The organism is Mannheimia glucosida, from assembly GCF_046267875.1.
In the GTDB taxonomy this organism is placed as follows: Bacteria; Pseudomonadota; Gammaproteobacteria; order Enterobacterales; family Pasteurellaceae; genus Mannheimia; species Mannheimia glucosida.
The window spans coordinates 1,777,972-1,803,679 of the sequence record NZ_CP176502.1; the positions used below are offsets into that span (position 1 = coordinate 1,777,972).

The following is a 25,708-nucleotide window of genomic DNA, read 5'->3' on the forward strand; positions in this document are numbered from 1 at the left end:
CCGTTGGAATCAATCCTTTATTCTAAACCGCTACATTAAGCAGTTAACAACATTTTTCAGCTTTAGATACTGAACTTAGGTTATAAGAAGCCTATTTTGTAAGAGTTATTCCCACTCAATCGTCGCAGGCGGTTTTCCGCTCACGTCATACACCACACGGGAAATGCCATTGACTTCGTTGATAATGCGATTGGAGATTTTACCTAATAAATCATACGGCAAGTGCGCCCAGTGGGCGGTCATAAAGTCGATGGTTTCCACCGCACGCAGGCTGACAACCCAGTCATATTTGCGTCCATCACCCATTACACCCACCGATTTCACCGGTAAGAACACGGTGAAGGCTTGGCTGACTTTGTAGTACCAGTCGGCTTTGTGCAGTTCTTCGATGAAGATCGCATCGGCTTTACGCAGTAAATCGCAGTACTCTTTTTTAATTTCGCCCAGCACACGCACGCCTAAGCCGGGGCCGGGGAACGGGTGGCGGTTGAGCATTTCAGCTGGTAAGCCGAGTGCCAAGCCGATTTTACGCACTTCGTCTTTAAACAGTTCACGCAATGGTTCGACTAAGCCGAGCTTCATATAATCCGGCAAGCCGCCAACATTGTGGTGCGATTTAATCACGTGGGCTTTGCCGGTTTTGCTGGCGGCGGACTCAATCACATCAGGGTAGATCGTGCCTTGGGCAAGCCATTTGACTGAACTGAGTTTTTTGCTTTCGTCATCAAACACGTCCACAAACACTTTGCCAATGGTTTTGCGTTTGGCTTCCGGTTCGTCTAAGCCTTTTAACGCTTCCAAGAAACGATCTTCCGCATTCACTCGCACAATGTTCAAGCCGAATTTGTTGCCGAACATTTCCATGACCTGATCGCCTTCGTTCAAGCGGAGCAAACCATTATCTACAAATACGCAGTGCAGTTTTTTGCCGATGGCACGGTGTAATAACAGTGCGGTGACGGAGGAATCCACCCCGCCCGACAAGCCTAAAATCACCTCGTCATCGCCCACTTGCTCACGAATGCGTTTAACGGCATCTTCAATGATGTTTTCTGCCGTCCAGTTGGTTTCGCAGCCGCAAATGCCGACCACGAAGTTTTTCAGCAACGCCAAGCCTTGTTTGGTATGGGTTACTTCGGGGTGGAACTGCACGCCATAGAAACGGCGGTTTTCGTCCGACATTGCAGCAATCGGGCATGTTGGGGTAACGCCTGTGATGGTAAAGTGCGGTGGCAATTTGGTGACTTTATCGCCGTGGCTCATCCAAACGTCCAATTTGGGCTCGCAAGCGGTTAAATCATCGTTTAAATTTGCAAAAAGTTGATCGGCAGATTTGAGATTCACCGAGGCATATCCAAATTCACGGTGATCGGAATTTTCAGTCAAACCGCCCAGTTGCATCGCCATTGTCTGCATTCCGTAGCAAATACCTAGCACCGGCACACCTGCGTTAAACACATATTCCGGCGCTCGTGGGCTGTTTGCCTCAGTGGTACTTTCCGGCCCGCCAGAGAGAATAATCCCCGTTGGGTTAAATTCACGAATTTGCGCTTCGGTCACGTCCCAAGCCCAAAGCTCGCAGTAAACCCTAATTTCCCGCACACGGCGTGCAATTAACTGAGTATATTGTGAACCAAAGTCTAAAATTAAAATTTTGTGGTGGTGGATGTTTTTCATCTTGTTTCTCTATTTATTCAATATATTAGAAACGTGCGTAAAAATAGTGTTTGCTAAATTCTTAGCACGTTTATTAGTTAATTCTTCTGTCCATTCATCCGTATATTTAAATTCCTCACAAAAACCTAACACTTGCTTAAGTTCAGAGTTTTTAAAAATTGGCATTTTATCTTTAAGAGAATAATCTTTACATTCTTCATTTAATTCCTTTGATAAAGGTATAATATTTCCTATGTTATGAGACCAAGATGTATTCTTCTGCTGAGTGTATATGTGTTCTAAACTAATGAGATTAACTTTCAACTCTTGTGTGTTTTTTAAAATCTCATCTTCTATAATGGAAAATATTAATTGTATCAATCTTTTATCCTTTGTTATTTTGTTTGAATACTTTATATCAATAAATTTTCTCTCAAAATCAGGATAAGAAATATCCTTTAATTTTGTTTTTAGTCGTTCATCAACTATATCTAATACATTTCTTGCATCTGCTCTATCCTTGATACTAAAAATATCCCTAGCAAATTTAGAATATGTTTTCTCTAATCCCGATAGCCTTGTAGAGGTTATAGCTGAAAATATTAAATGAAATAGTGCTACTTTATGTAAAGAATTAGACAAATCATGAACATTAACTTTTTTTTCTTTATATTTTGTCAAGGAAGCCAATAAAAACGTTCTAGGTATTTTTAAATTATTTATTTTACTAAATATACTCAACCATTTTAATGAATTTAACAACTTTTTCTCTTCTTGTTGTTTCCAATCGTTTTCTTGAGGAGAAATTATTTGAATATAAGTTTCAGAGGCACTTAACAATTCTCTTAAAAACTTAGTAATCCCATCTTTGTTTTTTTCTATAGCAGAATTCATAAAAGAATCATATATTTTATGATTAGGTATAGCCTCATACTTTGATATCCAAAAATGATAGAAAAACTCTGACAAATTTACTTGTTCTTCTCGAGAATTTAAATTAAATTTAATTTTATCCCAATACTCCTTTGCTAAGTCATTAGGATGTTCATCAGAAAGTATTTCGAATATCTTGTTTTTAATTAAATCAATAGGCTCTAAATCTTTTCCTTTTGTATTTAATGTTTCAAAAATTGTTTGAGCATTCTCACGGTTATCTACAGTAATATATACTGTTTGAAACCTCATAACCTGGTTAAATATTGCTCTTAAGAACTCTAATTGAGAATTTTTAAAATCCTTAGATAATAAATTATTCTCTATTTCTTCATAAAAGAAATCATATGCTTCATTTAATCTTTTTTCTTCAATTGTTTCTGGCTTTATTTTTTTATCCTTATCTATGAATAAGATTTTTTTCTGAAAAAATGGTTTTGGAGTTTCGTTATCAAGTTTAAAAAACTTACTAAAAGTTTCATTATTGGTTCCCTCGATAAAAGAATAACATAAATCAGAAAATGCTTTATAATCCTCTACACTAGTTTTCTTATAGATTTCGTTTCCTATTTCACAAAGTACAGATAGAAGTATTGTAATTGTAGTTATCCTTTGTTGCCCATCAATAACAAAAAACGTAGTATCTCTAGAGTCATCTCCGATTAGTACTAATGAGCCAATAAAATAGTCTTTTACTATTATAGGAGTTTCATTAAAGTTGATTTGTTTTAATAAGTCATTCCAAAATTCTGAAACTTGTTCATATTTTTCCCAAGAATATTCTCTTTGATATCTTGGAATCACATGTTGTCTAGGTAATGAAAGAATGTCTCTAATATTTCTTGGATAAGCTGCAAATTTCATAGTTTTACTCCTAATATAAATGAGCCCTATATGTAAAAGGTGAGTTAATAGGTCACTATAACATATAAGATTTATGCCTAATCTAGGCTAATAAGTTTTGCCTAAAAGTGAGCGGTTGAAGGTAATTATGATATCTCAAAAGTACAGTCTTTGCTGCTTTTAAGCACAATGTTATTCCTGAATAATAGCCAAAATCTCGTTCATATCTTTGCCCATATAATCCGCTAAACTTTGGTCGATCAGCATTCGTTTTTCTTCGTAGCCAATCACCGTTAAGCCGGCGGTTTTGGCAGAAAGCATTCCGTAGTAGGAATCTTCAATCGCCACCGCATTTTGTGGCTCAACGCCTAATTTTTCGCAGGTGTAGCGGTAAATAGTCGGGTCTGGTTTGCTGTGTTCAAACTGTTCACCGCTGACGATCAAGTCAAATTCGTCTTTAATGCCGCAAATCGTGAGAATATTCTCAATATGCGAAAGGGCGGAAGAAGAGGCAACCGCAAGTTTAATGTGATGTTGCTTAGCAAATTGAATAATCTGCTGAATATCGGCTCTGAAAATGGTTTTAAAATCCACTTTGCTAAACAGATCTTGGAAAAAGGCGTAGTAACGCTCACGAATTTCTTCAATCGGCAAGCTGGATTCGCTTAGTTTTTTGATAACCACCGGAATTTCTTTTAAACACTTACCCACCACTTCCGATTGTTGTTCTAAAGTAATCGGGCGTTTGTGTTCTTTGATGTCGTCAATAAACTGTTTTTGTAAGGAAAATTCCAAATATTCGGTATCGACAATCACACCGTCCATATCGAAAATAATAGCTTGGAGCATAGTTTATCCTCTGTGCCTGTTTGCAAGCGGTTAAATTTGGGCAAAAATTTGTAATGAGCAATATTGGGGCGAATATGATTCGCCCCAGCAAAGTTAGCCCATACGGTAGTTTGGAGCTTCTTTGGTAATCGCCACATCGTGGACGTGGCTTTCTTTGATCCCAGCCCCACTAATGCGGACAAATTCAGCTTTGGTGCGGAGTTCCTCAATAGTGGCACAGCCGGTTAAGCCCATACAGGAGCGTAAGCCCCCCATTTGTTGATGGATAATTTCTTTCAAATAGCCTTTGTAAGCGATACGCCCTTCAATGCCTTCCGGGACGAGTTTATCGGCGGCGTTGTCGGATTGGAAATAGCGGTCTGAGGATCCTTTGCTCATTGCACCCAATGACCCCATTCCACGGTAAGATTTAAAAGCTCTGCCTTGATAAAGTTCGATTTCGCCCGGGGCTTCTTCTGTGCCGGCAAACATTGAGCCGACCATTACGCAACTTGCACCGGCAGCAATCGCTTTTGAAATATCGCCTGAATAACGAATCCCGCCGTCAGCAATCACCGGAATGCCTCGATCTTTAAGAGCAGCAGCCGCTTCTGCAATCGCCGTGATTTGTGGCACACCTACGCCGGTAACAATTCGAGTGGTACAAATTGAACCCGGACCAATGCCTACTTTCACCGCACTGGCACCGGCATCAGCTAAGGCAATTGCCCCTTCTGCGGTGGCGATATTACCGGCAACAATCGGTAAATCCGGATATTTGGCACGGGTTTCACGCACACGTTGTAATACGCCTTCAGAATGCCCGTGTGAAGAGTCGATCAATAGCACATCAACACCGGCTTTAACTAAAGCGTCAATGCGTTCTTCATTGCCCGGGCCGGCACCCACCGCTGCCCCAACACGCAAACGACCAAACTCATCTTTACACGCATTCGGTTTGCTTTCGGCTTTTTGGTAGTCTTTTAAGGTAATCATTCCTTTTAAGCGAAACTCATCGTTTACTACCAACACTTTCTCTACACGGTGTTCGTGCATTAAATGGAAAATTTCCTCACGGGTTGCCCCTTCTTTTACCGTGACTAAACGCTCCTTCGGTGTCATAAACTCACGCACGGTTTTACTTAAATCGCTGACGAAGCGGGTATCTCGTCCGGTAATAATACCCACTAAATTTTGCTGTTCATCAATCACCGGATAGCCTGCAAAACCGTTCTTTTTCACTACATCGGCTAATTCGGCTAAGGTCATATCAGGAGAAACGGTTACCGGTTCAGACACAATGCCACTTTCAAATTTTTTCACTTTACGCACACGGTCAGCTTGGCGTTCAATCGACATATTTTTATGGATAAAACCAATACCACCTTCTTGAGCAAGGGAAATTGCCAGCTTGGTTTCGGTCACGGTATCCATTGCCGCAGAAAGCATTGGAATGTTTAAGCGAATGGTTTTGGTTAATTGAGTGGAAAGGTCGGCAGTATTAGGAAGCACCGTGGAGTGGGCTGGAATGAGTAAAACGTCGTCAAAAGTCAGGGCTTCTTGTTTGATGCGTAGCATTGCAATTATTCCTTTAAAAATGATTAATTTGAAAAATCTGTACTGGAAAATTGCGAGCGGATTATACAGAGGATCGCCGTTTTTGTAAATAGGCAAACGATTACGTAAACCAAAAACAACGCAACAAGCGGTCAAATTTTGCAATTTTTTTGCAAAAAACAACCGCTTGTAGGCAACAAAAAGGGCGTATTTATGAATACGCCCTTAAGTTATTTTATGCTACTGTTTTGACCGGGAAATATTTTTCCTCATCAAATTCACGCAGCGGTTTGTGCTCTTGACCTAAGAAGGTGTAGATCACCGGTAACACAAACAGGGTGAATAATGTCCCGATTGCCAAGCCTGCTACAATAACCATTCCCATACTGAAACGGGCTATCGCACCGGCACCGACTGCGAATAGCAGCGGGATCAAACCTGCGATCATCGCAGCGGTCGTCATCATAATCGGACGTAAACGAATGGTTGCCGCATGAATAATCGCTTCATAGCGTGATTTGCCGTGTAGTAACTGCTCTTCTTTTGCCACTTCACACATTAAAATACCGTGTTTAGTGATTAAGCCTACAAGGGTAATCAAGCCTACTTGCGAGTAAATATTCAAGGTGTAGCCTGCCGTCCAAATACTGTTGGCAAATGCCATCATCTCTTTAGAACCTGTGCCGGCAGCAATTCCCATAAATAAGCCTTTCATCGCTGTTGGAATATTCATCACCAGCAATGCACCACTTACTGCAAGCGGTACAGATACCAGAATCACCAGCGGATCGCGCCAAGATTCAAATTGAATTGCAAGCACAAGGTAGATAATGATAACTGCAAGAGCAAATGTCATTGCCATCGCATTACCCTCTTGGACGAATTGACGAGATTCACCACGGAAATCGTATTGATAACCCGATGGTAAAGTACGATCTAATTCTGCTTTTGCCCAATTTACTGCATCACCGATTGAACCTGATACTACACCGCCAATGGTTGCAGAGTTTAATTGGCTCATACGAGGTAATGAAGACGGTGATGTTTTTAATTCCATTGTCACAAATGAGCCTAGTGGAATAGATTCGCCTGATGCTGTTGTGACATAGTAATTCATTAAATCTTCAGGATTTAAACGATCATTACGCACCGCTTGTGAAACAATCGGGTAAGCACGAGAGTCAATATCTACACGGGTAATAATTGCACCGGATAAGAATGCCCCTAATGTCCCACTCACTTGCTGCATAGTGATGCCATAAGCCCCCATTTTTTCACGGTCGAATTTCATATTCATTGTTGCCGTGTCAAATTTTAGGTCTAAGTTGGCAAAAAAGAACTGACCGGAGGTTTGTGCTTTTTTCAAGAATTCAGAGGCAACAACCGCTAATTTCTCATAGCTATCGGCAGTCGTGATCACCAATGAGAACGGTAAACCGTTTTCACCGGTTGAAATTTCAGGGAATGAAATCGCATTCACGTCCATACCCACTACTTTTTTACCGATAGCCGCAACATCATTAGAAATAGCTGCACGTTCACGCGTACGGTCATTCCAATCTTTTAAGGCAATAATCGATAATGCACTGTTTGTGCCGTTAAAGCCCGAAACTGTCATTAAAGATGAAACTTCAGGTAATTTGCTCACCTCATCATTAAATTGAGCCAATGCAGCTTCAGTATAGTCTAGGTTGGTATTTGAAGGACCATTTGAGATCCCTACCACAAAGCCACGGTCTTCTGTTGGTGCAACTTCACTGGAAAGTGAACCAAATAACATTGGTAAGCTGGCAAAAATCAGAATTGCAAAAAATAGCATAAAGCCACGAACCGCCATCACGCCGTTAAGCATTCCGGTGTAACAGCTGGTCATTTTATCTAATGATTTATGGATAAAACGAGCAAATGCTGATTCTTCCCCTTCTTTATGCTCTTTTAGCACCTTGCTTGACATCATCGGAGAAAGGGTTAATGCTGCAATACCCGAAATAAATACCGCACCCGCAAGTGTTAAGGCAAACTCTTTGAAAAGCGTGCCGGTTACACCGGTCATTAACGCCATTGGCGAATATACCGCACCTAAGGTAATTGTCATTGAAATAACAGGTAATGCAATTTCACGCGTACCAATAATAGCAGCATCAAACGGCGTTTTTCCTTCTTTAACGTGACGCTCTACGTTTTCAAGTACCACAATCGCATCATCTACTACCAAGCCGATAGCCAATACTAATGCCAACAAGGTAAGAAGGTTGATGGAGAAACCAAACATTTGCAGGAAGAATAACACCCCAATTAATGAAATTGGAATGGTAATTACCGGCACGATCATCGCTCTCAATGAACCTAAGAACAAGATAATCACCACTAATACGATAACCGTTGCTTCTAAAATGGTATGAATTACCTCATGGATTGAGCTATCAATCGCAACCGTTTTATCATACACAATATCGCCTTGAATGGTGCTTGGGAGATTTTTTACCACTTGATCGAACATCGGGTAAATATCTTTCGCAACGGTTAACGAGTTTGCCGTAGCTGCTACCGACACCGCTAATACCACCGCATCTTTACCACTTACACTTGCTCTGGCTACATCTTGATATTTATCAAGCTCAACGGTCGCAATATCTTTTAATTTAATGGTTCGACCGTCTTTAGTGGTAGAAACTGTAACCTCTTCAAGTTCTGATACTGAAGGGGTGGTAGAAAGTACCTTGTTTCGATAAACCGTGTAATAGCCGTTTGAGTTACCGGCGGCAGTTTGTAAGTTATTGGCACTTAATGCCCCTAATACTGTCGCACCTGATAGGTTATTACTTGCCATTTTGTCCGGGTCAAGCCAAATGCGTAAGCCGAAAACAGAGCCATACACATCAACACTGGATACCCCATTTACCGTAAAGAACTGTGGTTTTACCACGCGGTTAATGTAATCCGTAACCTGTGAGGTACTTAACTCATCAGAGACAAAGCGGATATACATTAACGCATCGTTTGAACCGGTTGAGACACTAATTGATGGGTCATCAATACCACTCGGTAAGTTGGAGCGTACGGCATTTACTTTTGCCGAAATATCAGAAAGTGCTGCATTCGGATCAGTATTTAACTTCATTTTCGCTGTTACCGTAGTTGTACTCGGTGAACTTGATGAAGTCATATAGTCGATATTATCCGCTTGAGCAACGGCTTCTTCTAACTGTGAGGTAACCAGTGCTTGCATTAAACTTGCATCAGCCCCTGAATAGTTAACCTTTACAGTTACAATCGAAACCGTCATCTCCGGATATTCACGCACCTGCAATTTTTCAATCGCTTGTAAGCCTAAAATAGTAATCAATAGGCTGATACAAACAGCTAAAACAGGGCGTTTAATAAAGATGTCAGTAAATTTCACTTAACTCACTCCACTACAGTTTGCTATTTTTTGCCGGTGTAGTAATGCCTACCGCTTCGACATCAGAAACTTTAACTAACGCATTGTTGCTTAAACGTTGCAAGCCACCTGTAACGATTAAATCACCTGCTTTCACGCCTTTGATTAACTGTGCATAATTTCCTTTGCGGTCAGCAGTTTTAACTTCTGCCTGTTTGGCACGGTACATTTTATTCACATCTAAACTTGGGTTTTGAGCAGCCATTTTATTTACCATTTCTTTATCTTCATCAGATAATGGCTGTAACACATACACTGTTTCACCATACATAGTGTAAGCGACCGAAATTTGTGGTACTACTACTTGCCCTACTTGGGTCGGTAATGCCACATTTAAACGGGCAAACATACCGGAAAGTAATTTTTCTTGTCCTTCCTCAATAACCGCTTCAACATTAATTAAACCGGTTAGACGATCAACTGCCGGATCAATCGCTACAATTTTAGCCGGGAAAGTTTGTGCAGGTAATGCATCGATCACTGCTGTAACTTTTTGACCAATCGAAATCTGCTCTAAATTAGTTTGTGGTAAAGTGAAACGTACTTTCATAGAAGATTGGTCTTCCACACGCACAATTTCAGTACCCATTGTGATATATTGACCTACGTTTACATTCACAATACCAGCTACACCACTAAATGGAGCATAAATTTGACGGCGTTTAATAGTTGCTCGTAATGCTTCAATATTTGCCAATAATTGGTTGTAGGTAGATTGTGCATTATCAAACTCAGCCTTAGACGCACTATTTGATGCAACCAAGTTACGGTAACGTTCAAAATTTGCTTTCGCAGTAGATAACTGAGCTTCTGATGCTCTTAAGTTTGCAATTTCAACACTGCTGTCAAATTCTACCAACAGATCACCTTTTTTCACACGTTGCCCTGAAGTGACCAAAACACGGCTAACCACGCCTGAGGTTTCAGCACTTAACATCGCACCTTGATTTGGGCGAATATAACCCACCGCAGAAATGGTTGGTGTCCATTCTTGGGTCGTCACTTGCATAGCGGTAACTTCACTCACCGCTTCTGGCATATTAGCCGCAGCTTCTGCTTTTTTCATCGCCCCGATTTTTTGTAACCCTACGACTGCGGCAAACACAATCAATACGATTAACAATGTGAGTACAATTAAAAACTTTCTGCCTTTACCCGGCTTCTGTGTTTCCGTTGTCATACATTCTCCATAAAACATAAAACTAATAAAAAGAAACTTAAAAAGTGATTGCTTTCCAAGTGCGTAAAATAATCTCGTCTAAATATCCGTCAAACTGATTTTCTTGATTCAGATTTTGCAGATATTGGATATCCACCAATGTGCCGATGCTTAATCCATAAAGCAACTCATTAGGTAGATCAGCAATAATCCTTTGCTTTTTCCCTTCTAAAATTAATTTATTCCAAAAGGAAGTTTCATCAGCTATGGTTTCCCGAATCAATTCATCAATCCCTATCACCGCTTGAAACTGTTTTACCAAATCTAAACGCTCGATTAAAAACTGCCATTTTTTATTGACCAACGCTTTATATTGCTCAAATAACGCCATTTCAGGCTTAAACTCAAAATGCATATAACCGTTATAACATTCGAGTAATTGGGCAGCCAATGAGTGTAATAAATCATCTTTAGTTTTAAAGTAAAGATATAATGTGCCGGAAGCGATCCCTGCTTCTTTTGCAATATTACGCATTGAAAGATTTTGCAAACCTTCTTGAACAATTAACGACTCGGTTGCCGATAAAATACGGTTTACCATCTCTTCTTTTGGTTCGCTTCGCCTAGACATTTTATCTCCTTACCTATAATGAACAGCCGTTCATTTTAGCTTTTTTTATGAAAAAAGAAAGCAGAAAACACCTATCAAATTAAAATAAAATAGTTGCAAAATTCCTCATTTATTGAACAAGCGGTCATTTTGGGCTAAAACTTTGCAAAAATCACTCAAACAATAACGCTTAACGCTACTTTATTATTATTTTTGTGCTACTATTTGTACCTAATTATAGGATCATCTTTATTTCAATATGGCAACGAAATCTAAATACCACACCAAACAATTTGAGCAGCTATTGGCTGACCTCATCGCCACCGTAGAAAAGCATAAAGCACCGGTGGATTTATCCTTAATGGCATTAGGCAATATGATAACTAACATTTTAAGTGAAAATATTCAAAGCCCGGCACAAAGAGAAGCTCTCGCTGATGCCTTTGCCGATGCATTAAAACAATCACTAAAAACCAAATAAGATGATGTTTGCACGCCTACGCAGTTTATTGCCGACCAATTCTCGCCAATATCGAGAAGAAACCTCACAGAAAATCACGTGGGGGCATTGGTTTGCACTATTTAATATTGTGTTGGCACTACTCATTTCCTCTCGTTACGCATTCAATGCCGACTGGCCGAATACCCTTGTAGGTAAACTCTATTTCTTTGTCAGCCTGTTCGGACATTTCAGCTTTGTGGTCTTTGCAGGATTTCTATTAATTCTGTTTCCGCTCAGTTTTATTGTTAAGAATCATCGCACCTATCGTGGGCTTTCCGTGATTTTAGCCACCATCGGGCAAACCGTGTTATTGGTGGATACTGAAGTCTTCAAGCAATTTTATCTGCATTTATCACCGCTTGTATGGGATCTGTTAGTTAATCCGGAAGAAGGGGAACTGACCCGTAAATGGCAACTGCTGTTTGTGCCAATGCCGCTGCTTTTACTGGCAGAAATGCTCTACTCTCGCTGGTGCTGGCAAAAACTGCGTAGTTTTAGCCGCCAAAAATGGGGCAAATATGTTGCTCTGTTCTTCGTAATCAGTTTTACCGCCACTCATTTAATTTATGCGTGGGCAGATATGAATGCTTATCGCCCAATTACCGCTCAACGGGCAAACTACCCCCTTTCTTACCCGATGACCGCACGCAATTTCTTAGAAAAACACGGCTTTATTGACCGAGCAGAATTTAACCAAGAAATTGAAGAAAGCGGCAGACTAGATACTTTTTATCTGAATTACCCAAAATCGCCGTTGATTGCGACCAAAACGCCGTCAACCAATATTTTACTGATTAATTTATCAGGTTTATCTAAACAGGCAATAAATGCCGAAACAATGCCTAAGCTGACAGAAATCAGCCAACAAAGCCACCGCTTTATGCAGCATTACAGCAGTGGTGATTCAGCCTCTGCCGGTGCATTGGGCTTATTTTACAGTTTAAGTGGCAAATACTTGGATTCCGTTTTAGCCGATAAAACCGTGTCGCCGCTGGTTCAAATTGCCAGAAAATCAGACTATCAATTAGGGCTGTTTTCACATAACGGCTTTGCCGACCCGATTTACCATCAAGCGATCTTCTCCGGCATTTTATTGCCTACTGCTCATAGTAATGTCGGAGCAATCGGGCAATGGAAAAGCTGGATCAGCTCTCGTTCATTGGAAAATCCGTTCTTTAGCTACTTAGACTTAAGAATGCCTGTCGCCCACACTACTCAAGAACAGGCAAAATTGTTAGATTGGCAATTCGCTGAAATCTGGCAGCATTTAACCCAAAACGCCTTGCTAGCAAACACACTGGTGATTATTACCGCTGATATTGCAAATGAAATTGAGGCAGAAAATAGCTTCGATAAACAGCACATTCAAGTGCCGATGATGTTTTACTGGCAAGGCGAAAGCAAGGAGTATCATTTCCTTTCAAGCCATTTAGATATTATGCCAACCTTACTGAGCCAATTCTTCGGCGTGCAAAATCCGCTGAATGATTATGCACAAGGTATGGATTTAAGCACCCAGAACCAACGTTTATGGGTATCCAGCTCTAATCATAAATGGAATGTGGCGATTATGCCGAATGGCGAGCAGTATCAAATCGATCGTAAAGGCAACTTCAAGCACTTTAACAGCGATGGCGAACACGAGAAAGAAACCCGACCGCCATTGGCATTGTTTTTACAAATGATTCAACAGAGCAATCAGTTTATTGCGAAGTGATGATCAAGCGGTCATTTTTACCGGAACATTTGCAAAATTTCAGCAAAAACTGACCGCTTGTTAGCTATATACCCTTCCTATATTTCAGGCTAATAAACACAAACCAAACCATTGCAACAAAGGCAATGCTTCCACCAACAAAACCAATGTTAGCTAAACCCAGTTGTTGAATGGCGACACTCCCCAGTAATGCTCCACCACCAATGCCTAAATTATAAGTGCCGGAAAAAATTGCCGTTGCGACATCAGTAGCATCAGGGGCAAGTTCAAGTACCTTCATTTGTAACGCAATGCTCATTCCGGTAATACCAATTCCCCATACAAAAGCGAGCATAAACATCGCAACTGTTGAGCCACTCAAAAACAGTAAACAAAGCTGGCTAAACATAATAATGGCAATTCCACTTAAGATAAATTTATTCGGAGCTTTGCCATATAACCGACCAAATAAAAAACTTGCCACTACACCAGCCAAACCGAAAACCAGCAAAATAAAGGTGGTGTTTTCCGCACTCACCGAACTAATTTTAATCATAAACGGCTCAATGTAGCTGTAAGCGGTAAAATGCCCGGAAACAATCAATGTCACCAGCAAATAAATGCCGATTAACATCGGGCGTTTAAATAGCAAGGGTAAACTTTTAATCGAGCCTGCGTTTTTGCTCGGTAAATAGGGCAATAAGTGCCAAATCATCAGTAGCACAATCAAGGCGATAACACCAATAATGCCAAAAGTTGCCCGCCAGCCTAAGGCTTGCCCGATCATTCTCCCAAGAGGCAATCCTAAAATCATCGCCAGTGAACTACCCAATGCCAGTAACCCTAACGCTTGTTTTTTCTTATCTTTCGGCGCAAGGCGAATGGCAAGTGATGCGGTAATTGACCAGAAAACAGCGTGAGCAATCGCAATTAACACCCGAGAAATCAGTAAGATCCAAAAATTAGTTGCCATTACCGAGACAATATGGCTCAAGGTAAACACCGTAAATAACATCAACAACAGCCGTTTTCTTTCCATATTCGCGGTAAGTAACATCAGCGGTAACGATAACGAAAATACCACCCACGCATAAACCGTCATCATAATGCCTGCCGCTGAAGGCTCCATTTGGAAACTGGTCGCAATATCTGAAAGCAACGCAATAGGAATAAATTCGGTGGTGTTTACCATAAACGCCGCAAAGGCAAGGCTAAATACTCTAAGGAACGATAATCTCCGTTGAGCTTTTCGAGCAAGTTTCATATTAATTAAATCCGAGAAAAACACATTTATTTTCAAAATTTTAAAAATAAATGTAAAAACAAAATCAAATTTCCAAATTTCTGAAAATAAAAAGATTGCCAATGTTTCCATCAGCAATCCTTTAATTCACATTTAGCTTAAATGTGCTAATTTTACTTAGCAAAGCCCTTCAATCCAACCACGTGAACATACTCTTGGTTATTGGTAATTTTACGCACCAATTTATAAGTTGTGCCTCGTTCAGGGCTGATATTTTCAGGGGCGGCAATTAATAGCTGCATATCTAAGCGTTCGCAGAGTTCAAATAGCGTATTAATTGAGGTTGCATCTAATCGAGCCGCTTCATCTAAGAACAATAAGCGAGCCGGCAGAATATCTTTAGCACGCATACGGCGAGCCTCTTCTTCCCAGCTTTGTACTACCATTAAGAGAATCGACATACCGGTACCGATCGCCTCACCGGTCGATAACGCACTACTTTCTGCACGCATCCAGCCGTCTGCACCACGGAAGGTTTCCACTTCTAAATCTAAGTAGTTGCGGTAATCCAATAACTCTTCGCCAATGGTTTGCGGTGTACGTTGCCCCATCTCAATATGTGGATTCACCCGTTTATACAACATTGCTAAGGCTTCGGAGAAGCTCAATTTTTGGCTGTCGAATAAATCTTTGTGTTCCTCACGATTATTGGATAACGCATTGAGTAAAATGGCGTGCGTATCTCGGATATTCACCACCAAACGCACCCCTTTTACCTGACCGAACGCAATATTTTGTAAACCTTGGTTCAGTTGCAAAATACGTTGCTGTTCACGCTGAATGGTTTTGCGTAAAATATTCGCCACACTTTCCGCACTAATCGCCAGTTTTTTCTCACGACTAGTTAATTCATTGGTTAGACGTGAAAGCTCGATTTCCATCTGCTCAATCGCATCAATCGGATCATCGGTTTTGATAATGTCTTGGCGAATCCGCTCACGCAAATGCTGATAAACCGCAATAAAGAACGCCACTTTGTTTTCCGGCTTACGGCTATCTTCTGAGGCTCGCAAACTATCACGCAGGTATTCATTATCCGCTACGGCGGTGCGTAGTGCCCCGAGGGCTTTATCCGAAATCGAACGCAATTCTTCTGCCGATTGATACGCCAATTCACGGCGATTTAAGCGTTTTTCCACATCACTGTTACGAGATAAACGTTGCACAATACACCAGCTGGCTTTTGCCTGCACCACTAATTCACGTTGTGTATGGTAATCACGTTCAGCTTTGCGTAAGGTGCGGTTAAGGTTATCCACTTCCGCTTCAATCACCGCAATTTGTTTATCTAAATAACCTTTGCGGGAACGTTGCTGGCTTAAGCGTTGTTGTAATTCATCACGGCGGAATCTGGCTCGCTCTTCCGCTCCGCTATCGCCACGCACCCCTAAATCGTCAATTTCACGAATTAACTCTTGTAGCATTTGGTTTTTCGCCTCATAAGAACTGCGTAAACCGGTTAATACTTGGTTATATTGCGAAAGTTGGGCTTGAGCTTGACGCAGCTGATCACGAGCCTGTTCACGCTCACGTTGTGCATTTTCCAAACGTTGACGTAGTTGTTCGGTTAATGCCGAGCCTTCTGTTCCCACCGTTTCTTGATAGCTAAAATGTAGTCGGCGATTCATTACATCAGCCAAACTGAACACTTTTTGCTGTAACACTTTTTGCTCGGCAACCGAACGGCGGTAATCGGCTTCCAACTGCTCAAATAAAGCCGGATCACTTTTTAATGCAGCGGCAATCGGCTCGAGTTGGCTCAGTGTTGCCCCAAATTGGCGGATAAACATCTCATCTTCTTCCGCCAACTCTAATTGTTCACGGCACTCTTCCGCTCGTGCTTCCAGCGTTTCATCAGCTAGTAAAGTCGCAAGCGGTAGAATTTTATTCAACATTTGCAACTGGCCTTTTACGCTTTCTAATTGGTGGCGTAATTGCTGTTCGTTACCGGCTGATTGTGCCAATTCACGTTCGATTTCCACCCGTTCTGCCGCAATCTCTTGCATTAACATTTCAGGGTTTTCTTGGAATGCTAAATTTAAGTGCGTGCCGACAAACTGGCTTAAGTGTTGATGTAAACGTTGGCATTTCTGCACATCAAAGGCACGTTCAGCGTGTTTCTCTGCGGTTTCATCACGCTCTGCTTTTAAAGTTGCTAAATGTTTTTCACGAGCAGCACGTCCAAATAGCGGTACTTCAGGGAATTTAGAATAACGCCATTGGCGATCAGAGACTTTAACCACCACGCCTTCGCCTAATTCTTCGGCACTAAATACCGCATCGTCAAAGGCAGATGGATCGCCCTCAATTAAATAGAGATCGCTTGGGCAATCGTCTAATTTCTCAAGCTGTGCTTTAACCGCTTCTAAATCACGCACCACGATTGCATGGCGAGCCTCACCATATAAAGCGGAAAAATAAGGTGCATCTTCTATTGATACATCATCATATAACTCAGAGAGTAACACTCCGCCAAAACGTTCTGCCAACTGGTTTAAGCGGGCATCTTCCGAGCCGTCCGGCTGGCTTAAGCGGTTAATTTGCTCATCAAGCAGTTGTTCTTTACGAGCCAATTCATCACGAGCAAGGGTTGCTTCACGCTCTTTGCTCAGCATATTTTGCATAAACTGCATCACTGATTGGCTGGATTCAAACTTCTCGCCACATTGCTCTTCCAAACGAGTTAATGCAGATTGTGCCGTATGCCAAGCCGGTGCGTTTTTCGCTAATTGCTGATATTGTTGATTAAGCTGTTCACGTTGTTGGCGTTGGGTTGAACGTTGTTCTACAAAGTCCGAAAGCTCTGCCTCTAAATCTTCTAAGCGAGCTTGCTGCTCTTCAAAATAGGCGTCTAATTCTTCCGCTGAATTGAGCTGCTGTTGCGATTTTTGGTTAAATTCCGCTACTAAACGCTGGGCATTTTGCTGTTGTTGCAAACGCTGTTCTAAATCGTTAAGTTTTTGGCGTAAACTCACCGCTTGTTGAGCCTGCATTTTTTGCTCAGGGAAGGCAGAAAGTAACGCTCGAGCCTCTTCCCACGCTTGCAAGCGGTCAATTTCACCTGAAATTTTGCAAACCAATTCAAACGCTTTTTCAAATTGGGTTTTCGCCATATCCGACACGCTTAAGCGTTGCTCCAGCTCAAATACTTGATCGGTAAGATCTTCAGCTTGAGCCACAAATTCTGCGTGGTAATCTTCAATATTATTTAAATCTAAATTCACTAAGCCGGTCAGCTGCTTGGCTTTTTCTAATGCGTTCACCGCTTGTTGGTATTGCAATGCGCGAGTTTGCTGTGCGTCTAAGGCTTGTTGGTAATCCGCCATTTGGGAACGCAATTCTTCAACGTGATCATCAGCCTCATCCGCACGAGCCTGAGCATTTTCGGCAATTTCTGCAATTTCTTCTAATGCCTCTTGCTGTTCTTCCAGCTTAATATTCAGCTCTTCAACTTCGTCTTGGTAGCGTTCGATTTTCTCTTGGTGGCGTAACGCATTCATTACTAAATTTAGATGATCGTTCGCACTATTGTAATCTGCCTCTAACGCCTGCTCTGCCTCGGCAATATCCGCACTTTCACGGCTAAATTCCACAAAGCGTTGCTGTTCGAGCAAAATTTTAGATTTTGCCGCATACCACTCTTTACGTTGTTCTAAAGCTTGCTGCACATTACCACGGCGTTCATTCGCATTACGCATATAATCGGCTGATACATAATTGGTCGATTCGGTAATTAAGCGTTTGAACATATCCCGATCCGATTGCGTGACCTTAATCGCCTCTAAGGTCATACGGTTTTCACGCAGAGCTGATTCCATATCTTGGAACGCTTGGCGAACGCCCGTATTTTCCGGTAACAAATAATCACGCAAGGATTTGGTGATCACACTTGAAATACCACCGTAAAGCGAGGCCTCGATTAGTTTGTAGAATTTGCTACGGTCGGCTGCCGAGCGAAGGCGTTTTGGAATTACGCCTAAATCGAACATAAAACTGTGGTAATCGGTAATCGAATGATACTGTTTGAATTGAACTTCGCTGTTCTCAAATTGATCTTTGAGTTCATTTAACGCCAGCACTCTAGCCTTATTCCCCACTTGTTCGGTGAGTAGGCTGATAATGCTTTGCTCTTGGGGAATATTCTGGAGCGAGAACGAACGAATATCGACTTTTTTATCCCGTCCGACAATTTGTTGCAAACGCACACCGGTAATAATCCGTTGCCCACGGGAATTGAATGACTCTAACACCGCATAGCAAACACCTGCTTTTAACTTACCGTATAAGCCTTTATCACGAGAACCGGCGGTTGAGCCTGCCTCAGTTGTATTGCGGAAATTAAGCAAGGTTAAATCGGGGATCAACGCGGTTACAAACCCAGCCATTGTAGTGGATTTACCTGCGCCGTTACCACCTGAAAGCGTGGTTACTAAGTCATCTAAATCAAAGGTTCGAGCAAAAAAACCGTTCCAGTTAATCAACGTTAAAGAGAGAAATTTACCGCGTTGTACATCATTTGGTCGTGCAAGCGGTGCAATTTGAGGATTAGTTTGCAATTCTGTGGTATCAATCATTATGTTTTCTCACTAATTGTCCTAGCACGCTAAAGCGTACTAGGTTAGGTATAGGTGAGTAGCTCCGCTACTCTAATCGCAACTTCAGCCTTGGAGGGCTGCTTTATGCTTAACCTAGTTCGGCTTTACCGTGCTAGGGCAGACTCATTAAATGCTGAATCTATTCGAATGAAATCACTCATTTTCTCCGTCAAAGGGTTCTTCATCTGCAATATTTTCATCTATTTCGACCGCTTGTTCGTTTAACAAAGCTGGAGTTGTCGCTTCACCATCACGGATTAAGCGAAGTTGGGCCTCTCTTGGGTCATCACCGGTACGCACATCAGCCCCAAAGCGGAAGACTGATTCTGAAATCACAAATTTTTTGCTGTTTTGCTCGCCCACTCGGGTAATAATGCCGATACGGGCTAATCTGCGTAATGCTCCGCCGACTTTTTCTGCCAACTTGGCACGGTCTAAATCAGAACCGGTCGAACGTGGGTTTACCGCTTTTAATAATTTGCTTTCATCGGCAAGACTGAGTAATTCTTCATACACATCATCTTGGCTGAAAATCCCCTGCTGAGCCAAACGCTCCGGGCTTAAATAGAGGTAGCACAACACTTTACCCACTAACATTTCCATTTCCGACATTGCCGAACGGGCAATCAGAGTCGAGGCTTTCGGACGTAAGTAAAAAAAGCCTTCCGGAGCTCGAATCAACTCAACGTGATAACGGCGGTAAAAACTCTCTAGTTCCGCTTGAAAATCCATCAAAAAGGCGTGTTGGTCAAGCTGCTCGGTATTAATGTGGCGACCGGCACGTAATTGGCTGTCCAGCTCCGGAAAAATCGGATTGGCAATCGCAAGTGCCAGTTTTGGGGAAATGAGATCTTGGATATTGTCTGTCATTGTCATTCTCTTTAATTTTGCAAAATTTTGGGTAAAAACGACCGCTTGTTATTTATTGTATTGGTCGATAACGTTCGCCTGCACTTCTGCCCCTTGCTCGTTAATCGGCTGCCATTGTGGGTAAACGGCTTGGCTGTCTTGGCTTGCCATACCTAACTTAACGGCTTGATCCACAATAATACGGGCTACGTCAAAGTGACGGGATTCCGGGAATCGGGCAAGCTGTTCACGCAAGATAACGCCTAAATCTATCGGTTTACCTTCAGCACGGAACGGCGCTAAATGAGCTTGCATTGCCGAAACAATTTGCTCTTGCACATCTGAAAGCGACTCATACTCTAACTCACTTGGCAACTCGCCCACCGATTCTGCCTCATTTAACATCGCCTCATCATCACGCAAGTCTAGTAATGAATCGGCTTTTGCAGTATAAAGCAGCCAAGGGTTGTTGTAATAATCTTGGATCGATTGGCGTAAACGTTGCCCGAATACACGGTTTTTGTCCATATCAATCGCAGTACGAATAAATTTATGCACGTGGCGGTCATAACCGATCCAAAGATCGATAGCTTGCTGCCCCCAACTGATAATGCGGTCTAGCTTATTTTGTAAATTCACAATCAGCTGATCGATAAAATCCAAATCATCACGAGCCATCAGGCAACTTTGAATCCGTAATAATTGAGCTTGCAGTTTATCGCCGGCTGCATTTAAGGTATCTTGCAACTCACGCAAATTCCCCGAGGTTTCGTCTAACAACTGCTCACAACTCATAATTGCTTCGTGCCAGTTTTGGCTAAGCAGTTCGGCTATTCGCTCACGAATTTGGTGTTGGTTTTCATCCATAATCCGTTGCGAAAGATCGATGCTGTCAAAAATTTCCGCCACCGAATATTTCAATGGGGCAAACACATTGTTTCGCCAAAAACGTTCATCTGCCGCCTGTTCAGTTCCCTCTTCGGCTGCTACTGATGCTCTCTGAATTTCATCTGCCACAATCGAAAGTTGGATTGATAAGCGCAGGGTAGAAAATTCCCGCTGTCGAACGTAATAATTTGAAATCCCTACCCCTAACGGCGTAACACGGTAAATTGCCAAACCTTCCGTAAATTCGCTACTGAAACGGTTTAACAAACGTTGTCTGACTAAATCATTAATCGCATTATTGGCACGCTGGATAAAAGTGGCATCAGATTGCTCAAACGAATTTGAAACATAACGGAAAAGATCAACAAGATCGCTTTCTAACAATTCACCATCTGTCTGTTCTTGATTATAAATAGAGATAGCAAGTAGAAACGCTAAGCGGTCGGAAGAGAGTGAAAGCGAAAATTCACGATCTTTCGTCCAAGAGATGAGTTCTGGAATAGTCTGTGCCAATTCGTTCTGCATACGGGCTTAATCTTTAATTTCTATACAAAAATGGCATTTATTGTAACTGAATGTAATCAAAATGGGAATGGATAAAACGCAGACAAGAGAAATGAACAATACAAGCAGTCAAATATGGGGGATTTTTTGCAAAAAAGCATTTTAAAGGTAAATGAATCTGAAAATTTATTATGACTACACTAATTTATGATGCCATAAATAGAAAGGACTGAATCCAATAGAATATCGGACACAGCCCTTAAGCTCATAGTCTAAACTTTAAAACTTAAAGTGATTTAGCTAACTCTTTAACAAATGCTTTAAATTCTTTTCCACATTTGTCGTGGTTTAAACTATATTCCACAAATGCTTTCATATAGCCGACTTTATCACCACAATCAAATGAGCGCCCTGTCATATGGAAAGCTTCAACCGTTTCTTGGTGAATCAACATATCAATTGCATCCGTCAACTGAATTTCATCACCTACGCCTACTGGCGTTTTTTCTAATAAATTCCAAATATTTGAGGAAAATACATAACGTCCTACTACAGCTAAATTAGAAGGCGCCTCTTCAATACTTGGTTTTTCAACCATTTTTGCAATAGGCGCTGAACCCCCGAGAGGGATATCTACACCATGGCAGTCTGCAACCCCATAGCTACTTACATTTTCCATTGGAACCGGCGCAACCATAATTTGGCTATATCCGGTTTCTTGGAAACGCTTCACCATCGCAGCTAAATTTTCTGTTTTTTGGTTTGCTGTAAATTCACCAAGTAACACATCCGGTAATACAACCGCAAACGGTTCATCGCCAACCACTGCTCGTCCACATAGAACCGCATGACCTAAACCTTTAGCTTGCCCTTGGCGAACGTGAATTAAGGTAACATCTTTTGGTACAATAGAACGTACATCATCTAATAATTGACGTTTTACTCGTTTCTCCAGCATCGTTTCCAATTCAAAAGAGGTATCAAAATGGTTTTCGATAGCATTCTTTGAAGAGTGAGTAACCAATACAATTTCTTTGAAACCTGCAGCCACACATTCATTTACAATATATTGAATAAGAGGTTTATCTGCAAGGGTAAGCATTTCTTTTGGAATAGCTTTGGTTGCGGGTAACATACGCGTTCCCAGTCCAGCAACAGGAATAATGACTTTCATTTGGAATCCTTTGATGACTTAAAATATTAGATATAACTGAAATAAACCGCTTAGACATAACAAGCGGTCAATTTTCAGAAAATTTTGCATTGCCTGCTTCGCTGTTATCATCTAGCAGCTTTACAGTTAAAATGCTTATTCCGCATTTTCCTCTTCTACTGAGGCTTTTATTCTTTCATAAATCTCTCGGCGGTGTACAGAGATTTCTTTTGGTGCATTCACACCTAATTTAACTTGATTTCCTCGGATGCTGAGTACCGTAATCTCAACATCATCTCCTACGAGTAAAACTTCCCCAATCTTACGAGTTAGAATAAGCATAATTGTCTCCTAAAAAGTGAAAAACTCTATAAATACTTAAATATAGAGTAAAGTTTTAAAGGCGAGTTCAGCTCGCCTTGTTATTATTTTTAAAGTTTTGCTGTAATCCATTCTTGAGCAAGTGACAATGCTTGCGATAAATGTTGTGGTTCTGAGCCTCCGGCCATTGCCATATCAGGACGTCCGCCCCCTTTACCTCCAACTTTCTCCGCCATTGCACCAACTAATTGACCAGCATTGACTTTATCAGTTAAATCTTTTGTAACACCTACAATCAGATTTACCTTATCTTCGGAAGCTGTAGCAAATACAATTACTGCACTTCCTAATTGATTTTTTAGATCATCAACCACCGTTCTCAATGCTTTTGGTTCAACATTCTCTAATTGTTGAATTACTACATTCACGCCATTGATTTGGGTAGCTTGTTTCGCTAAATCTGAACCTGCTTGAGCCGCCAGCTTATCTTTTAGCTGTTGAAGCTCTTTTTCTGTACGTTTAGCCTTCTCTTGTAATTGAACAATTTTCTCAACGAGTGAATGACTGTCTGCTTTTAACAATTCAGCACTTTGTTGAACGGCTTGTTGTAAGGTATGTAACCAAGCAATCGCATTTTCTCCAGTGACAGCCTCAATACGGCGTACACCTGCCGCTACTGCGCCTTCAGAGGTAATTTTGAATAGCCCAATATCACCGGTTTGTTTGACGTGTGTGCCGCCACAGAGTTCAATCGAGAAATCTGACATTTCCACTACACGCACTACTTCGCCATATTTTTCACCAAATAACGCCATTGCACCTTTCGCTTTTGCAGATTCAATATCCATTTCTTCAATGATTACCTGAATATTTTCACGCACTTTAGCATTCACGATACGTTCAACTTCTTCAAGTTGTGACTTAGTAATTGCTTCCGGCTGAGAAATATCAAAGCGTAAAATATTTTCTGACACTAATGAGCCTTTTTGTGCCACATGGTCGCCTAACACTTGGCGTAACGCAGAATGCAGTAAGTGAGTAGCACTGTGGTTGAGTGTAATAGCGTGGCGACGCTCTCTATCTACTATCGAATTAACTTTGTCACCAACAGCAAGTGAACCTGAGGTTAATTGCCCTATATGCCCAAATACTTGCCCATATTTTTGTGTATCTACTACCTCAAAATTGCAAATTTCTGTAGAAATTTGACCGCTATCTCCCACTTGTCCACCCATTTCTGCATAAAATGGCGTTTTATCTAAAATAACGACTGCATTCTCACCCGATTGAATTGATTCAACCGATTTTCCATTGCTGAATAAAGCAACTACAGTAGCATCATTTAAGTTGGTTTCAGTGTGTCCGCTAAAGATTGTTTTACCGTCCACTTTAATCACATTGTTGTAATCTGTGCCGAAGCTACTGCTGGCTTTCGCACGCTCACGTTGTGCGGTCATTTCTGCATTGAAGCCGTCTTCGTCAATTTTAATATCACGTTCACGGCAAACATCTGCGGTTAAATCTAACGGGAAGCCATAAGTATCATAAAGTTTGAACGCAACTTCGCCAGATAAGGTGTTATTTTCAACCTTCGCTAATGCTTCTTCTAATAAATTCAATCCACGCTCAAGAGTACGGGCAAATTGCTCTTCTTCTGCTTTGAGTGTCTTTTGAATATGCGCTTGTTTTTGGGTCAGCACCTCACCAGCTTGCCCCATTACCGTTGCAAGTGTTGGCACCAATTTATAGAAAAAGGCTTCTTTTGCACCCAAAATATTACCGTGACGAACCGCACGGCGGATAATACGGCGTAATACATAGCCTCTTCCTTCATTTGAGGGTAAAACACCATCGGCAATCAGATAGGAACAAGCACGAATATGGTCTGCCACTACACGTAAAGATTTATTATCTAAATCTTTCACATTAAGCAAAGTAGCGACTTCTTTAATTAAAGTTTGGAAAATATCCGTTTCGTAGTTGGAGTTTACGTGTTGCATTACCGCAGTCATACGTTCTAACCCCATCCCTGTATCTACAGAAGGCTTAGGCAGTTTTTCCATCGTACCGTCGGCCAAGCGGTTGAACTGCATAAAAACGATATTCCACACTTCAATATAACGGTCACCATCTTCTTCTGGGCTACCCGGTAAGCCACCCCAATGATCAGGCCCGTGATCATAGAAAATCTCGGTACAAGGACCACAAGGGCCGGTATCGCCCATCGCCCAGAAGTTATCTGAAGCATAAGGTGCGCCTTTATTATCGCCAATGCGAATAATATGTTCCGATGGTACACCGACTTCTTTATGCCAAATATCGTAGGCTTCATCATCAGTTTCATACACAGTTACATATAATTTTTCTTTTGGTAAGCCAAGCCATTGTGGAGAAGTTAAAAACTCCCAACCGAATTTGATTGCATCTTGCTTGAAGTAATCACCAAAGCTGAAATTCCCCATCATTTCAAAAAAAGTATGATGGCGAGCGGTATAACCTACGTTTTCTAAATCATTGTGTTTACCACCTGCACGTACACAACGTTGTGCCGTAGTCGCTCTGCTATAAGGGCGTTTTTCTAACCCAAGAAAAACATCTTTGAATTGGTTCATGCCCGCATTGGTAAATAATAATGTCGGATCATTCTCGGGAACAAGAGAGCTGCTTGGAACAATCGTATGTCCTTTAGTTTGGAAAAACTCTAGAAAAGATTGTCTGATATCTGAAGTTGTTTTCATTAAAAATCACTCTTTTTGTAAATAGAAGTTAAACATTTAGTTATCTTGCTATTTTACACATTTTTTATGCTATTGGGGGAGCTATATGCTACTTATTTTTTCAATTAAATAATTTTTGTAAATTTTCCTAA

The 25,708-nt window shown here is 41.3% G+C and carries 16 protein-coding genes; 2 read left to right on the top strand and 14 right to left on the bottom strand.

Going from position 1 to position 25,708, the window contains the following annotated elements:
* Positions 1 to 105: 105 nt before the first annotated feature.
* From guaA to ACJ7Z2_RS08595, 7 genes are all read right to left on the bottom strand, one after another.
* Positions 106 to 1,677: a glutamine-hydrolyzing GMP synthase gene (gene guaA / locus ACJ7Z2_RS08565; RefSeq protein WP_409500013.1), complete on the bottom strand. Its 1,572-nt coding sequence runs from the start codon at positions 1,675 to 1,677 to the stop codon at positions 106 to 108.
* Between the two features lie 9 nt (positions 1,678 to 1,686).
* The gene (locus ACJ7Z2_RS08570; RefSeq protein ID WP_409500014.1) at positions 1,687 to 3,453 is read right to left on the bottom strand and encodes a DUF262 domain-containing protein; all 1,767 of its coding nucleotides are present in this window, start codon (positions 3,451 to 3,453) and stop codon (positions 1,687 to 1,689) included.
* A gap of 171 nt (positions 3,454 to 3,624) precedes the next feature.
* Positions 3,625 to 4,281 (bottom strand): HAD family hydrolase, encoded by a 657-nt coding sequence (locus tag ACJ7Z2_RS08575; RefSeq protein ID WP_409500015.1) that lies wholly within the window; start codon positions 4,279 to 4,281, stop codon positions 3,625 to 3,627.
* A gap of 93 nt (positions 4,282 to 4,374) precedes the next feature.
* Positions 4,375 to 5,838 carry an IMP dehydrogenase gene (gene guaB, locus ACJ7Z2_RS08580; protein ID WP_409500016.1) on the bottom strand — a complete coding sequence of 488 codons (1,464 nt, stop codon included), beginning with the start codon at positions 5,836 to 5,838 and terminating at the stop codon, positions 4,375 to 4,377.
* A gap of 214 nt (positions 5,839 to 6,052) precedes the next feature.
* Positions 6,053 to 9,220 (bottom strand): efflux RND transporter permease subunit, encoded by a 3,168-nt coding sequence (locus tag ACJ7Z2_RS08585; RefSeq protein ID WP_409500017.1) that lies wholly within the window; start codon positions 9,218 to 9,220, stop codon positions 6,053 to 6,055.
* 13 nt (positions 9,221 to 9,233) lie between these two features.
* On the bottom strand, positions 9,234 to 10,439 hold the full coding sequence (locus ACJ7Z2_RS08590) for an efflux RND transporter periplasmic adaptor subunit (RefSeq protein WP_126301975.1): 1,206 nt from the start codon (positions 10,437 to 10,439) through the stop codon (positions 9,234 to 9,236).
* A 37-nt stretch (positions 10,440 to 10,476) separates the two neighbouring features.
* Positions 10,477 to 11,049 (bottom strand): TetR/AcrR family transcriptional regulator, encoded by a 573-nt coding sequence (locus ACJ7Z2_RS08595; RefSeq protein WP_409500018.1) that lies wholly within the window; start codon positions 11,047 to 11,049, stop codon positions 10,477 to 10,479.
* 238 nt (positions 11,050 to 11,287) lie between these two features.
* On the opposite strand from ACJ7Z2_RS08595, the gene ACJ7Z2_RS08600 reads away from it, so the two are divergent.
* Both ACJ7Z2_RS08600 and ACJ7Z2_RS08605 read left to right on the top strand, forming a co-directional pair.
* The gene (locus ACJ7Z2_RS08600) at positions 11,288 to 11,509 is read left to right on the top strand and encodes a DUF1414 domain-containing protein (RefSeq protein WP_409500019.1); all 222 of its coding nucleotides are present in this window, start codon (positions 11,288 to 11,290) and stop codon (positions 11,507 to 11,509) included.
* A gap of 4 nt (positions 11,510 to 11,513) precedes the next feature.
* Positions 11,514 to 13,247, top strand: a complete 1,734-nt coding sequence (locus tag ACJ7Z2_RS08605; RefSeq protein ID WP_409501131.1) for a DUF3413 domain-containing protein — start codon at positions 11,514 to 11,516, stop codon at positions 13,245 to 13,247.
* Positions 13,248 to 13,311: 64 nt separating this feature from the next.
* Here ACJ7Z2_RS08605 and ACJ7Z2_RS08610 read toward each other — a convergent pair whose 3' ends face one another.
* The 7 genes from ACJ7Z2_RS08610 to alaS form a co-directional block, all read right to left on the bottom strand.
* The gene (locus ACJ7Z2_RS08610) at positions 13,312 to 14,490 is read right to left on the bottom strand and encodes a sugar transporter (protein ID WP_409500020.1); all 1,179 of its coding nucleotides are present in this window, start codon (positions 14,488 to 14,490) and stop codon (positions 13,312 to 13,314) included.
* Between the two features lie 152 nt (positions 14,491 to 14,642).
* The gene (gene mukB / locus ACJ7Z2_RS08615) at positions 14,643 to 19,103 is read right to left on the bottom strand and encodes a chromosome partition protein MukB (protein WP_409500021.1); all 4,461 of its coding nucleotides are present in this window, start codon (positions 19,101 to 19,103) and stop codon (positions 14,643 to 14,645) included.
* Positions 19,104 to 19,277: 174 nt separating this feature from the next.
* Positions 19,278 to 19,994 carry a chromosome partition protein MukE gene (gene mukE / locus ACJ7Z2_RS08620; RefSeq protein WP_154704391.1) on the bottom strand — a complete coding sequence of 239 codons (717 nt, stop codon included), beginning with the start codon at positions 19,992 to 19,994 and terminating at the stop codon, positions 19,278 to 19,280.
* A 48-nt stretch (positions 19,995 to 20,042) separates the two neighbouring features.
* Positions 20,043 to 21,386, bottom strand: a complete 1,344-nt coding sequence (gene mukF / locus ACJ7Z2_RS08625) for a chromosome partition protein MukF (RefSeq protein ID WP_126301969.1) — start codon at positions 21,384 to 21,386, stop codon at positions 20,043 to 20,045.
* 265 nt (positions 21,387 to 21,651) lie between these two features.
* Complete coding sequence (gene galU / locus ACJ7Z2_RS08630; protein WP_154704393.1) at positions 21,652 to 22,539, bottom strand: UTP--glucose-1-phosphate uridylyltransferase GalU; 888 nt, start codon at positions 22,537 to 22,539, stop codon at positions 21,652 to 21,654.
* Positions 22,540 to 22,674: 135 nt separating this feature from the next.
* On the bottom strand, positions 22,675 to 22,860 hold the full coding sequence (csrA, locus tag ACJ7Z2_RS08635; protein ID WP_006248142.1) for a carbon storage regulator CsrA: 186 nt from the start codon (positions 22,858 to 22,860) through the stop codon (positions 22,675 to 22,677).
* An 89-nt stretch (positions 22,861 to 22,949) separates the two neighbouring features.
* Positions 22,950 to 25,577 carry an alanine--tRNA ligase gene (alaS, locus tag ACJ7Z2_RS08640; RefSeq protein ID WP_409500022.1) on the bottom strand — a complete coding sequence of 876 codons (2,628 nt, stop codon included), beginning with the start codon at positions 25,575 to 25,577 and terminating at the stop codon, positions 22,950 to 22,952.
* Positions 25,578 to 25,708 lie beyond the last annotated feature (131 nt).